Source organism: Desulfosarcina alkanivorans, from assembly GCF_009688945.1.
In the GTDB taxonomy this organism is placed as follows: domain Bacteria; phylum Desulfobacterota; class Desulfobacteria; order Desulfobacterales; family Desulfosarcinaceae; genus Desulfosarcina; species Desulfosarcina alkanivorans.
In genome coordinates this window covers 6,695,155-6,709,124 of the sequence record NZ_AP021874.1, presented here as the reverse complement: position 1 = coordinate 6,709,124, position 13,970 = coordinate 6,695,155, and the positions used below count along the sequence as shown (strand labels likewise).

General features: G+C 58.3%; 11 protein-coding genes. 7 read left to right on the top strand and 4 right to left on the bottom strand.

Annotated features, from left to right (window positions below; all coding sequences use genetic code 11):
- Window positions 1–23: 23 nt before the first annotated feature.
- The 4 genes from cysS to surE all read right to left on the bottom strand — a co-directional run bounded on the left by cysS (window position 24) and on the right by surE (window position 5,112).
- The gene (gene cysS, locus DSCA_RS29120; RefSeq protein ID WP_155319782.1) at window positions 24–2,306 is read right to left on the bottom strand and encodes a cysteine--tRNA ligase; all 2,283 of its coding nucleotides are present in this window, start codon (window positions 2,304–2,306) and stop codon (window positions 24–26) included.
- Between the two features lie 210 nt (window positions 2,307–2,516).
- Window positions 2,517–3,158, bottom strand: coding sequence for a dTMP kinase (gene tmk / locus DSCA_RS29115; RefSeq protein WP_155319781.1), 642 nt, complete (start codon window positions 3,156–3,158; stop codon window positions 2,517–2,519).
- A gap of 176 nt (window positions 3,159–3,334) precedes the next feature.
- Window positions 3,335–4,303 carry a 3'-5' exoribonuclease YhaM family protein gene (locus DSCA_RS29110; protein WP_167528003.1) on the bottom strand — a complete coding sequence of 323 codons (969 nt, stop codon included), beginning with the start codon at window positions 4,301–4,303 and terminating at the stop codon, window positions 3,335–3,337.
- 44 nt (window positions 4,304–4,347) lie between these two features.
- On the bottom strand, window positions 4,348–5,112 hold the full coding sequence (surE, locus tag DSCA_RS29105; RefSeq protein ID WP_155320591.1) for a 5'/3'-nucleotidase SurE: 765 nt from the start codon (window positions 5,110–5,112) through the stop codon (window positions 4,348–4,350).
- A gap of 217 nt (window positions 5,113–5,329) precedes the next feature.
- Here surE and DSCA_RS29100 point away from each other — a divergent pair, with 217 nt between their 5' ends.
- The 7 genes from DSCA_RS29100 (at window position 5,330) to DSCA_RS29070 (ending at window position 13,926) form a co-directional block, all read left to right on the top strand.
- Window positions 5,330–7,621, top strand: coding sequence for an LPS-assembly protein LptD (locus tag DSCA_RS29100; protein WP_167528002.1), 2,292 nt, complete (start codon window positions 5,330–5,332; stop codon window positions 7,619–7,621).
- 119 nt (window positions 7,622–7,740) lie between these two features.
- Window positions 7,741–8,268, top strand: coding sequence for a transcription termination/antitermination protein NusG (gene nusG / locus DSCA_RS29095; RefSeq protein WP_155319778.1), 528 nt, complete (start codon window positions 7,741–7,743; stop codon window positions 8,266–8,268).
- A gap of 80 nt (window positions 8,269–8,348) precedes the next feature.
- On the top strand, window positions 8,349–8,624 hold the full coding sequence (locus tag DSCA_RS29090) for an HU family DNA-binding protein (RefSeq protein ID WP_155319777.1): 276 nt from the start codon (window positions 8,349–8,351) through the stop codon (window positions 8,622–8,624).
- A gap of 99 nt (window positions 8,625–8,723) precedes the next feature.
- Entirely contained in the window at window positions 8,724–9,761 is a 1,038-nt protein-coding gene (gene holB, locus DSCA_RS29085; protein ID WP_155319776.1) for a DNA polymerase III subunit delta', read from the top strand.
- A gap of 13 nt (window positions 9,762–9,774) precedes the next feature.
- Entirely contained in the window at window positions 9,775–10,581 is an 807-nt protein-coding gene (locus DSCA_RS29080; RefSeq protein WP_155319775.1) for a PSP1 domain-containing protein, read from the top strand.
- 3 nt (window positions 10,582–10,584) lie between these two features.
- Window positions 10,585–12,507, top strand: a complete 1,923-nt coding sequence (gene metG / locus DSCA_RS29075; RefSeq protein WP_155319774.1) for a methionine--tRNA ligase — start codon at window positions 10,585–10,587, stop codon at window positions 12,505–12,507.
- A 27-nt stretch (window positions 12,508–12,534) separates the two neighbouring features.
- On the top strand, window positions 12,535–13,926 hold the full coding sequence (locus DSCA_RS29070; RefSeq protein ID WP_155319773.1) for a penicillin-binding transpeptidase domain-containing protein: 1,392 nt from the start codon (window positions 12,535–12,537) through the stop codon (window positions 13,924–13,926).
- Window positions 13,927–13,970 lie beyond the last annotated feature (44 nt).

Genomic DNA, 13,970 nt, shown 5'->3' with positions numbered 1-13,970 from the left:
TGTCAGGAACGGGCATCGTTCAACTATTCGTCTGCTTTCTCATCACGGGGAACCACCCCCTTGGCCAGCAACTGATCACGCAACCGGTCCGCAAGGGCCCAGTCCCTGGCCTGCCGTGCACGGGTGCGCCGGGCCATGAGGTCCTGAACGGCCGGGTCCCGGGCTTCATCTTCAAAATCGAACAGGTTCAGCACCGCGTTGATGCCAGCCAGCGTGTCCAGCACTTTCCGGGCGCCGGCACGATCGAGGTCACCGTTTAATATCAGCGTGTTGATACGCTTGACCACGGCGAACAGGGCCGCCAGGCCGGCAGAAATGTTCAGGTCGTCGTCCATGGCCGTGGTAAAACCGTTTTTGATATCGTAGCACAGCTGATCCAGTTCCGGGTAAGGGTTCCCCTGGCGGACATTTTTGAGGGCGCGAATGCAGGCATCCAGTCGCGCCAGTGTCTTGCGCACCCGGTCCAGACGCGCTTCGGAAAACAGGACCGGCTTGCGGTAATTGACCGAAAGCAGCCAGAAGCGGATTTCCCGCCCCGTATACCCCATGTCCAGCAGATCCTGGATGGTCAGGGCGTCGCCCTTTTCATCCACCTTCTTACCGTCCACCAGCACACGGTCACAGTGGATCCAGTATTTGGCCAGGGTTTTTCCCGTCAGGGCACCGGCAATGGCGATTTCATTTTCGTGATGGGGGAAAACCAGTTCCCGGCCGGCGCAATGAATATCATAATAATCCCCCAGATAGCGCATGGACATGGCCGCACACTGCAGGTGCCAGGATGGGCGCATGTTGCCCCAGTCGGTCCGGGTGAAGATGCCCCGCTTGAGTTCCGACAGCCGGGTCCGCTTGAGCAGGGTAAAATCACGGGGATTGTCCTTTTCATACTCTTCCAGGTCCACGGTTGCGCCGAGGCGGATTTTGTTCAGATCGACGCCCGACAGCCGACCGTAGGCCTTGAAACGCGAAATGTCGAAATAAATCGAGCGCAGCTTTTCGTAAGCATAACCTTTCTTGACCAGCCGGTCGGCCAGGCTGACCATCTCGTCGGCGTGCTCGCTGGCCCTGGGGTAGTGGTCGGCCGGTTGAATGCCCAGGGTGCGAAGATCCTCATGGAAGGCATCGATGTGCATGCCCGTATAGTCTTTCAGGGACATGCCGGCCTGCTGCGACCCCTCGATGGTTTTGTCGTCCAGATCGGTGATGTTCATCACCTGCTTGACCGCGTACCCCCGGAAGGCCAGGTAGCGGGCCAGCAGGTCCGAAAAAATGAAACGGCGCCCCTCCCCCACGTGCATTCGCGCATGGGCGGTGGGCCCGCAGGCGTACATGGATACCTTTCCGGGGTTCACCGGCAGAAAGCGCTCTTTCTTGCGCGTCATGGTATTGAACAATTGGAGATCGATCTTCTCCTGGACGGCAAACAACGTTGTGGAAAGGTAGCGTTCACCGCCGTCGGGGAACACCACCACCAGCGTCCCCTGATCGAGGTTTCGGGCAATATCGACGGCCACCACCAGGGCAGCCCCGCTGCTCATGCCCACCATGAGGCCCTCTTCCCTGGCCAGGCGCCGGGTCATCTCGAACGCCGGTTCATCCTCGACGTTGACCTTCTCGTCCAGCAGGTGTTTGTCGAACAGTTCCGGCTGGTAGGCCTCCTTCATATTTTTAAGCCCCTGAAGGCGGTGCCCAAGGTAGGGTTCCACACCGACAATCCGGATCCGGGGGCTGAATTCCTTTAACCGCCGGGACAACCCCATCAGGGTTCCCGAGGTGCCCATGGTGGCCACCAGATGGGTCATCGTCCCGCCGGTCTGTTCCCACATCTCCACCGCGGTGCCATGGTAATGGGCCTTCCAGTTGGCCGGGTTGTTGTACTGGTCGGTCATGAAATAGGTGTCGGGGTTTTCCCGCGCCAGGCGGTACACCTCCTCGATGGCGCCATCGGTTCCCAGGTGGCCGGGCGTGAGCAGGATTTCGGCACCGCGCGCCCTGAGAATCTTCTGCCGCTCCACACTGGCCGCTTCGCTCATGGCCAGCAGCAAAGGGTAGCCCTTGACCGAGCAGACCATGGCCAGGCCGATGCCCGTGTTGCCGCTGGTGGCTTCGATCACCGTCTTGCCCGGTTTCAGTTCACCCGACCGTTCCCCGTCCTCGATCATGGACAGGGCCGGCCGGTCCTTGATGGACCCGCCGGGATTGAGATACTCCAGTTTGGCCAGTATGCGCACATTCGGATTGGGGTTCAACCGCCGGATTTCCACCAGGGGGGTATTGCCGATATGATTGAGGATGCTGGGGCTCATGACACTGATATCCGTCTGCGATGGGAAAAAAACGGAGCGACATGCCAACAGACGATGCCGCCGGGCTCATTGATACACACAAATGCCAATGGGGTTCCAATTTTGAATTCTTAATGTTGAATGAAGGCATTCTGTCGTTTCAACAGGCCCAATACGTCCATTTTAAATTAAGGATTCAACATTTAAAATTATCGCCGGTCATTCGGGCATTCACTGCCGACCCGTCACATGCGCTGCCAGCGCGGCCTCGATCTGCACGCCGACTGCCGTTTCGTCAAGGGCGGCGTCGATGATGACAAATCGCTGCGGCTGGAGGCCGGCCAGGTCCAGGTAACCGGCCCTCACCCGCTGATGGAAATCCAGCTGCTCCTTTTCAAAGCGGGATTCCTGTGCGTGGGCGGTATCGGCGTGGATCCGGCGCCAGGCACGGGCCAGTCCGGCTCCGGGCTCCAGATCCAAAAGAAGCGTCAGGTCGGGCGTCAAGCCGCCGCAGGCCAGCCGGTGCAGTTCGTGTATCGTGTCCCGGTCCAGGCCCCGGGCATAGCCCTGGTAGACCAGGGTGGCGTCGAAGTAGCGGTCACAGACCACCACTTTGCCGGCCGCCAGGGCCGGGCGGACTGCCGTTTCCAGGTGCTGGACCCGGTCCGCCACGTAGAGCAGCAGCTCGGCCATGGGCGCCAGGTCCCTGTTTTCCGGGTTAAGCAGAACGGAACGGATCTGGGTTCCGATGGGCGTGCCTCCGGGCTCTCGGGTGGTCAAAAAATCCCGACCGGCGGTTGTCAGCCATCGGGCAATCGTCCGCATCTGGGTCGTTTTTCCGGACCCTTCGATGCCTTCAAGAGTGATGAACATAACCGGATTTTTTCATTTCGGAATTAAGTTCCAATAATCAATGTCACCGGATTCATTGATGCGCGTAACTATCAACGGGAATCCAATTATGAATTATAAATTCTTGATTTTGAATGAAGGTATTCTATCTTCCCAAAAACAGCCGGAATACAACCATTAACAATTAAAAAGGCCTGTCAGCCTTCCGGCGAATCGCTCACCCTGGGCCCCTTGTAAAAATGGCGCTCCAGCAGGCGATGATAGGGCGTCCACGATCCGTCCGACGGGTCTTTGGCCACATATTCGCGGATGCTGTTGACCCGTGAATCCATCTCGTCGATAAAATTGAGCAGGACCGCCTCGATGGTCTTGGGCGGTTCGGGGGAGCCAAAGGCCCGGGTACCGTGATGACTGACGATCATGTGCTTGAGCAGTTGCGCCTGAAGCTCCGGGAAATCCGGTACCTGTTTGAGTTTTTCATCCAGCATGGACAGGCCGATGATGATGTGGCTGAGCAGGCGGCCTTCATCGGAGTAGTCGATGCTGCGGGTGTATTCCAGTTCCCGGGTCTTGCCCACGTCGTGGAGGATCACCCCGGCCAGCAGCAGGTCACGGTCCACACCGCTGTAGTGGCCGGCTATCATTTCCGACAAAACGGCCATGGAGAGGGTGTGTTCCAGAAGCCCGCCGATGTAAGCATGGTGCATGAGCTTGGCGGCAGGCGCCCGGACGTAGGCGGCCACGAACGCGTCATCGGCCCAGAATGCATCGAACAGGGCCTTCAGACAGGGCGTTTTCATCCGGCCGGTCATCTCCTTGAGCCGCGCCAGCATCTTGCCCACATCGCGGGTCGTGGCCTCCAGGAAATCGTCGACATCCACCTGTTCCGGAGGCACCCGGACCATGTCCTTGACGACCACCTGAAGGCTGCCCCGGTATTCGCTCACCTGCGCCCGAACATGGACGAAGTCTCCCTCGGCAACTGCCGCAACGATGCGCTCCACCTGGTCCCACACCACCCCTTTGACCTGGCCGGTGCGGTCTGACAGGGTCACATTCAAAAAAGGATTGCCGTCCTTTTTATGGGCCATGTTGCGCTGGGCCAGCAGAAACACCTCGTCAATGGCGCTGCCGGCCACAAGCTCAGAGACAAAACGTTTGGTCATCACAGTCTCCGTATCCCGGCCGTTGGGCAACGAACGGCCTCGGGTTAAGGGGTTACGGGTATATTCCACCGGGCCAGTTCCCTCAGGGCGTCGTAATCGGTCATGTCGCATTTGATCGGCGTGATGGAAATATAGCGGTTGCCCAGGGCAGCCCCGTCGACGTCCGGCGGGTCGTCGGCGGACTGGCTGTCACACCCCTGCCAGTAGTATATCCGGTCCCGGGGATCCCGTCGTTTTTCAAAGTGCCGGGCAACACCGCCGGCACCCTGTCGGCTCCATCGAACACCACGGATCCGGTCCATGGGCAGGTCGGGAAAATTGACATTGAGAAACGTGCCCGCGGGCAGCGCCTGTCCCGTCACCCGGCGTGAAAGCGCTTCGGCAAACCGGGCGGCAGCGCCGACATGCCGGTCACCGGGTGAAATGATGGAGACAGCCATGGCGGGGATGCCTGCCATGGCGGCTTCTTTGGCGGCTGCGACCGTACCGGAATAATTGACATTGATGCCCACATTGGCCCCCGGGTTGATACCCGAGACCACCAGGTCCGGCGGGGTGTCCAGCAGTTCCGCCAGTCCCAGTTTAACGCAGTCCGCCGGTGTGCCGCTGACGGCAAAGCCGGCCATGCCCCCATTGACCCGGGTCTCTTCGAATCGGATGGGCTGGTGCAGGGTAATTCCGTGGCCCACAGCGCTGCGCTCGCGGTCCGGTGCAACCACGGTCACCTGGTGCCGGCTGGAAAAGGCATCGAACAGGGCCCCCAATCCGGGGGCATGGATACCATCGTCATTGGTCAGCATTACATGCATGAGCACTCGTTTTCATCCTGGCATCACCCGCATCGGGTGTCGCGCCGGTCACGGGTCGACGGATAAAACTATTGTTGCATTTTCAGGCAGGATAGCTTTATATTGAATTTTTCATTTATGTGCAAGCGGTTATCCTTCGCCCGCTCCGGCGGGATCCAAGCAAAAATCATCTCTTTCCCATAACGTCTATGTCTTTAATCGATTGATGCGGCCGTTCATGTTCAGACCATCGCCTCCCGTCATACACGTTGCGGCTGCATTCCTGGCCATCCTCTTCGGGACGCTCGGGTGCCCGCATGCCTGTGCGGAGTCCCTTACGAACCGGTTCACCGGCAGTCCGAAAGTGCCCTGGCAGATCAGTGCGGATACGGTCGACTACGATGCCGCCGCAGCGACCTATCACGCCAGGGGCAATGTCATCATCGAAAAGCAGACCACCCGTCTGGTGGCCGACAGGGTATCGTTCAACCACAAGGCCATGACCGCCTCGGCCGCCGGTCACGTCGTCCTGACGGCGGGCAGTGACATCCTGACCGGGGACCGGCTGGAAATGGACCTGGACAGGGAAACCGGCGTCGTGAACGACGGCACCATATTTTTGAGGAAAAATCATTTTTACATCCGCGGCCAGCGCATCGAAAAGACCGGAAAGGATACCTACCGGGCGGAAAGGGGATCGATCACCAGCTGTGACGGCGACCGCCCGGACTGGGTCATCACCGCCCGGACGGTCGAGGTGACCGTCGAAGGCTACGGCAGCGCCACCCACGCCGTGCTCAGGGCCCGGGATGTACCGGTGCTGTACACGCCATACCTGCTGTTCCCGGCAAAGACCAGGCGCCAGACGGGCCTGCTCATCCCGGAGGTGGGTTACTCGGACCGCAAGGGGTTTTCCTGGGATCAGCCCTTGTTCTGGGCCATCAGCGACAGCAGCGATGCCACCGTATACGCCCACTACATGGAGGAAAGGGGCATCAAGGCAGGCCTGGAATATCGCTACGCCCTGACCAACGGCGCCTATGGCGCCATCATGGCCGACGGCCTGCAGGATCGCAAAGTCGACGACGGCACCTCGGAAGCAACCAAGAAGTGGGGCTACGATGACGACGGCTACGATCGGCCCAACACGGACCGATACTGGCTCAGGGCCAAACTTGACCAGGAGCTGCCCTGGGGGGCCAACGCACAACTGGATCTGGACATCGTCAGCGACCAGGACTACCTGGTCGAGTTCAGGGAGGGGAAAAGCGGGTTTAACGAAACCCGGGATTTTTTCCTGGAGACGTTCGGCCGGGACCTGGACACCTACGATGAAACCACACGCACCAATCGACTGAAGGTCAACCGGACCTGGTCACGTTCGTCCCTGAACGGCGACCTGATATGGAACGACAATGTGACCAACCGGCGCTGGGAAGAAACCGACGACACCCTGCAGCAACTCCCTTTCATCGCGTTCAACAGCGTCAAGCAGCAGGCGTTCGACAGCGGCATCTACTGGGACCTGGACTCCGAATACACCTATTTTTACCGGGAAGACGGCGACCGGGGCCACCGTGCAGACCTCTACCCCCGGGCCTATCTGCCACTCAGGTGGAAAAATTATCTGTCCATAGAACCGTCTGCCGGCTGGCGGCAGACCACCTGGCGGATGGACCGCCGGGAGGATGAAACGCCGGATCGATCCACCTACCGGCAGATCGTTGACGCCCGGCTGGATCTCTCCACGGAATTTTCGAAAGTCATGGGCTCTCCGGTGGCGGCAGTCGAGCGAATCCGCCACAGCATCAGGCCGCGGGTGGTTTACACGTATATCCCTGACCAGGATCAATCGGACCTGCCCGATTTTGATACCGAAATAGACCGGATTGACGAGGCCAACGAGATCACCTACTCGCTGACCAACACCCTTACGGCAAGAACGACCAGTGCGGTCCCCACGGCCACGCCATCCACGAAACGGGCCGAATCGGAACCGGCAGGGAGGTCAGGCGACCGGGTTCAGGAAAACCGGGTGGAGCCCCAACTCTTTGACTATAGTCGATTTTGCCGGTTTTATCTGGAACAGACCTACGATATCACAGCGGAGCGGGATGATGACCCCGAACCTTTTTCCGACATCTATGGCGAACTGGAATTCAATCTCGGCCGATATTTGAAGATCGATTCCGATGCCAGTTTTGACACTTACGAAAGCCATTTTTCATCGCACAATGTGGCCGCCGCCATCGCCGACCGTCGGGGGGACCGGTTATGGATCGAACACCGCTACGAAAAAAGCGAGAGTGAATCCATACGCGGCACCCTGTCCGTGAGGCTGGCCGACCGCCTCACTGTCAGGGGCGAATACGAACGAAACCTGCTGGAACGGGAAGACATCATTACGGGTGTCGGCTTTCTGTACGCGGCCCAATGCTGGTCCATCGACTGCTTCTATGCCGAGGAAGGCGAGGATAACCGGTTCTCCTTCCTGATCAACCTGACGGGCATCGGCGGATTCGGAGAATAAGGGATGCGAATGCCAATTGCCTTTTGGTGGGAGGGATGATAAACGGGTCTGCCGCCGGCGGGTTATCGGACAAGCCGCCGGGGCCATTGATGCCATTTCAACCAACAGGATCACATCCCATGGCTGGAGACAAACTGACGCGCGCCTGGTACGCACTGCACACCAAGAGCCGTTTCGAGAATGTGGTCAACGAAGGCCTGGAAAGAAAGACCCTGGACGTCTTCCTGCCCAAGATTACGGTGAAGAGCCGGCGCCGGGACCGGCACAAGATGATCCGGGTGCCTCTTTTCCCCGGCTATGTGTTTGTCAGGACCGATCTCAACCCATACGAACACATTGAAATATTAAAAACCACGGGAGCGGTGCGGCTCATCGGAAGCACCCGGGGCCCGGTGCCCATTGCCGATGGCACCATTGCGTCCCTCAAGATCATGGTTTCAACGGATGGCGAGGTCATTACCGGCACCCGGTTCAAAAAAGGAGACCGGGTGATGGTGATCAGTGGTCCATTTGCCGGGGTGACCGGCATTTTCTCGAGCTACCGTGGAGACGGCCGCGTCATCGTCAATATCGAGGCCCTGGGGCAGTTCGCCGCCGTCAACGTCGATGCCGCCGACGTGGAGAAACTGCCGGAAATATTATCATAACTACTTGACTTTCTATTAAGTTCTATTTTATAGAATCATTTTCAATCCCGTATACACTACTGATCGTTCAAGGAGGATTCATGAACAAACTGGAGCTCATCTCCGCTTTGAAGACCAAGGCTGACATATCTAAATCCGAAGCGGCAAAAGTGGTCCAGATCTTTTTTGACAGTATGGCCGATGCCATGGCCGATGGAGAACGCGTTGAAATTCGCGGCCTATGCAGCTTCTTTGTGAAAGAATACAAAAGCTATACGGGCAGGAACCCCAAAACCGGTGAAAAGGTCACCATCAAACCCAAAAAACTTCCTTTTTTCAAAGCAGGCAAAGAACTGAAGGAACGGGTGGATCAATAAAGAACATGCGAACCCAACATCTGGCGGCCGCCCCACCCGGTTACAGATCCCAGCCGAAAGGGGTGCCGCACCGATTCAACCTCCCGGAATCCATAAAAAATGACGACGGCAACCGGATTTAACGCCATCGTTGGCCAACAGCAACCCATCAAGCTGCTCAAGACATTTATCCGCAACGGGACAATGCCCCATGCGTTGCTCTTTACCGGTGACGACGGGGTGGGAAAAAAAACGACGGCCACGGCGTTTGCCATGGCCTGCAACTGCCGGAAACTCGGATCGGCGATCGACCGGCAACCCCATCCCGATGCCATTATTGACGCCTGTGGTGATTGCGGCCCCTGCAGAAAGATTGCCGGGAACCACCATCCGGATATTATCCGCGTCGCCCCCCTGCCGTCGGTTATCCGAATCGCCCAGATCCGGTCACTGCTTCAATCACTGGCCTTGAAGCCCAATGAGGCGGCCTGGCGGGTGGTCATCCTGTCCGAAGCGCAGGCCATGAATGCGGAAGCGGGCAATGCGTTGTTGAAGGTGCTGGAAGAACCGCCGGACCGGACCCTGCTGGTGCTGACGGCGCGCCAGCCATCGGACCTGCTGCCCACGATCGTTTCACGGTGCCGGCACATCCGGTTTTCCCCCCTCGGCGCCCCGGACATCAAGCGGCTGCTGGCCCTGGCCGGCGGGATTGAACCGGAATCCGCTGAAACGGTTTCCGCCCTTTGCGGCGGAAGCTTCACCCGGGCACAGAAATTGATGGACAGCCGGTGGCTTCGCCGCCGCGACTGGATCCACCGGGTCATGGACGAACAGTTGGCCGGCCCCCCGCCACCACAGATTCGCACCTGGCTGGCATTTTCTGAAAAACTTGCCAGGAAAAAGGATCTTATTGAAGAATCGCTGGAAATCGTTACTATGTGGTTTCGGGATGTGCTGGTGGCCAGACATGATCCGCAGCGGGTTTTAAACCGGGATCGGCTGGAGGCCCTCTCAAGGGCCGCCGAATCGGTCAAACCGGCCCGGCTGCTTTTGCAAATCGATGCGGTCGATCGCGCGTTGAAGGCGTTGCGATCCAATACAAACGCAAGATTGACACTGGACGCGATGGTCCTGCAAATAGCAGGGGCGTGCACCTGATAGTCGAGAAACCATGAAGAAAAAAGTGGGAATCCGGTTCAAAACCGGCGGGAAGGTATATGATTTCAGCTGCGGGGCATTTGTCCTCAACGTTGGAGATCAGGTTATCGTGGAAACGGAAAAGGGGCTGGGCTTCGGTGCGGTCGAGACGGCGCCGGAGTTGATCGAGGAGGGCAACCGACCGCGCAAACCCCTGAAGAAGGTATTTCGAAAAGCCAATGAAAAGGACCTGAACCAGGTCGAGCAAAACATGGCGCTGGAGCGTGAGGCGCATGCCTTTTGCCTGAAAAGCATCAAGAACCTCGGGCTGAAAATGAACCTGTTTTCCGTCGAAAGCACCTTCGATGCCAGTCGGTTGACGTTCTTTTTCACCGCCGACGGGCGCGTGGATTTCAGGCAGCTGGTCAAAATTCTGGTCAAACAGTTCCGGGTCCGCATCGAGATGCGCCAGGTGGGCATTCGAAACCAGGCCAAGATGTGCGGCGGCATGGGCCGTTGCGGACGGGTGTTCTGCTGCTCGTCATTCATGGAAAAGTTCGAACCGGTATCCATCCGCATGGCCAAGCAGCAGGGGCTCTCCTTGAACCCGACCAAGATATCCGGGCAGTGTGGCCGGCTCATGTGCTGCCTGACATTTGAAAACGAAACCTACCGCAAGCTGAAGCAGGGGTTTCCCAAAATCGGGAAAATGGTCAACACCAAAAACGGCCGGGGTAAAGTAACCCGCCACAACGTCATCTGCAATCGCCTGACGGTCCGTCTGGAAGAGGGCGGAGAAGCGGAAATAAGCCTCGACGACATCATCACAAACAGGAGATAAACCATGGCCTCGCCGTTTTATATAACCACCCCCATCTACTACGTGAATGCCCGCCCCCATTTGGGCCATGCCTATACCACCATTGCAGCGGATGTGGTCCGGCGTTTTCACGCCATGTCCAGCGACCAGACCTATTTCCTCACCGGTACGGACGAGCATGGAGATAAAATCGTCCGCGCAGCCAAAAAGGAAGGCCGTACGCCGCGGCAGTATGTCGACCGGATCAGTGGCCTGTTCCGCAACCTGTGGCCGGAGCTGAACATATCCAACGACAACTTTATCCGCACCACGGACCCGGCCCATATGGCCGTCGTGGAAACCATCCTCCAGCGCATCTATGATGCCGGCGACATCTATTTCAGCGAATACGAAGGCCTGTACTGTTTTGGATGCGAGCGGTTCTATACCGAACGGGAACTGGTGGACGGCTGCTGCCCGGACCACCAGACCCCGCCGGAAACCATCAAGGAATCCAACTACTTTTTCAAAATGAGCCGGTACCAGCAGTGGCTCATCGACCACATCAACGCCAACCCCGATTTCATCCGTCCCGAACGCTACCGGAATGAAGTCCTGGCGTTTTTGCGGGAACCCCTGGATGACCTGTGTATCTCGCGGCCCAAATCCAGGATCAAGTGGGGCATCACCCTGCCCTTTGACCATGACTATGTCACCTACGTCTGGTTCGATGCCCTGCTCAACTATGTATCGGCCCTGGGCTATCCGGATGGTGAATTGTACCAAACCTACTGGCCCGTGGCCCAGCACATCGTTGCCAAGGACATTCTCAAACCCCACGGCATCTACTGGCCGATCATGCTCAAGGCGGCCGGGATTCCCGTTTACCGGCACCTGAATGTCCATGGTTACTGGAACGTGGACCAGAGCAAAATGTCCAAAAGCATTGGCAATGTGGTGGAACCTCTTGAAATGAAAAACGTTTACGGCCTTGACGCGTTTCGTTTTTTCCTCATGCGGGACATGGCGTTCGGCCTGGATTCCAACTTCAACGAAGAGGCCCTGGTGCAGCGAATCAACGCGGACCTGGCCAACGACCTGGGCAACCTGTTTTCGCGGGTGCTTTCCATGGCCCATAAATATTTCGGTGGTGTGGTTCCCGAACCGGACCCCGATGTCGAAAAGGAAATGGACCTGGGTCTGGAAGCCAATTCCCGGGCGGCCATCGAGGCCTACACCGCCAGCATGGAAGCGTTCGCTTTTCACAAGGGACTGGCGGCGGTATGGGGTTTCATCACCCACATGAACAAGTATGTGGATGTGACCGCCCCGTGGGTGCTGGCCAAAAACAAGGCCACCCGCAAACAACTGGAAACGGTGATCTATAACCTGTTGGAAGGGCTGCGCATCATCTCCGGCCTGATCTATCCGGTGATGCCCGACACCGCCGCCAACATGCAAAAGCACCTGGGCTTTGCGGGCGATGACGATTTTTATCGAATGGAGCGGCTGGCCTCATGGCGAGGGATGGCGCCGGGCGTTCAGCTGAGAAAATCCGTATCTCTCTTCCCCCGCATCGATCTGGACAAGAGCAGGCAACCCCTCCCAGAAAGCAGTGAATCACAGAAAATGGACAAACCCATCAAGCCGGAAATCAGCATCGACGATTTTGCCAAGGTCGACCTGCGGGTGGCCACAGTCGTTTCGGCCGAGGCCGTTCCCCGGGCCCGTAAACTGCTCCAGCTGGAAGTCGACCTGGGCGATAAACGAACCATCGTCTCCGGCATCGCCGGCAGCTATTCACCCGAAGAACTGGTCGGCAAACAGGTCATCGTCGTGGCCAACCTCAAACCGGTCAAGCTCATGGGGGTTCTATCCAGGGGTATGCTCATTGCGGCAACGGACGATGCCGGGGTGACCGTTGCCACGCTGGATAAACCCGTCGCACCCGGCACCGCCTTGAGTTAATGGTCGCCAGGAACGCTATTTTCGGCAATGACCCGCTTCTTTAAAAAAAAGAACCATACGCCACCCCGACCCAGCTGGGTCGCTTACCAGGAGCGCCTCAGGCGGCAGCACCTGCCGTCCCGCCGCGTCCGGCTGGACCGCGGCGGACCGTGGCTGGCGGTCGGGCTGCTGATCCTGGTGCTGACAGGCGGCTGGTGGGTTTTCGCCGCAGGCATCAACGGAGAGACCGGCCTGCCCGTCACGGATCCGATTCCGCAGCAGCAGGCGGCGCAGCCCCGGGAACTGATCGAAAAAACCGATGTGCATATCCTGCTGGGCAACACCCACCTGATGAACCTGGAAGCACAACCGGTCACGGTGGAATTCGACGGCCGGCCCTATCGGCTGAGCACCAGTCTGGATCTGGGGTTGCAGCAGTATCTGCTCAAACGCATGGACCGGGTCAACTCACGCTATATCGGCATCGTTGCCATGGCACCGGACACGGGGCGGCTGGTGGCCATGGCCGGATTCAACAAAATAGACCCGGACCGGGATCCATGCCTGACGGCCGACTATCCCGCAGCCAGCCTCTTCAAGATTGTGACGGCGGCGGCCGCCGTTGAAGAAAAAGGCTACACCGCAGGCTCCCGGTTCAAGTTCAACGGCTATAAACATACACTGTACAAGCGCCAGCTGACGGACAAAACCAACCGTTACACCAATTCCATCTCTCTGCGGGATTCGTTCGCCCAGTCCGTCAACCCGGTATTTGGAAAAATCGGGGCCCTCTACCTGAAACGGCAGGCCCTGGAAGCTTACGGCAGCGCCTTCGCCTTCAACCGGAGGGTGGATTTCGAACTCCCCTGGCCCACCAGCCGCCTGGCGGTGAAGGATGACGCCTACCACCGGGCTGAAATTGCCAGTGGATTCAACCGCCAGACGACGATTTCCCCACTTCACGGTGCGGTGATCGCATCGGCGGTCGTCAACGACGGCATACCGGCGGAACCGACCCTGGTGGACCGGATCATCGACAAGGCCGGCACCCCCGTCTATCGGGCCGAGCCACGCTTTTTACCGTCGGCGATAACCCCCGAAACCGCCGGTGTAATCGACCAGCTCATGGTCGCCACCGTGGCCTCGGGCACCGCGAGAAAAATATTTCGCGGCCACCGGCGCAGCAAGGTGCTGTCGCGGCTGCGCCTTGGAGGGAAAACAGGCTCGATCTTCAACCGGGCCCATGACGCCCGCTTCGACTGGTTCGTTGGATTTGCCACGGAAAAGAAGGGTCATGAAAAACTGGTGGTTTCCGTGATGGTGGCCCACGAGGAATATATCGGCACCCGGGCCGGACAATACGCCCGGATGGCCATCGAACACTATTTCAAGGACTATTTTGCAAAGAAAGAAAAAACCGCTGGCGATACCAGCGGATAGCGTTCCCGGTTTACAGTTATCGGTTCACGGTTAAAGGAAAACAT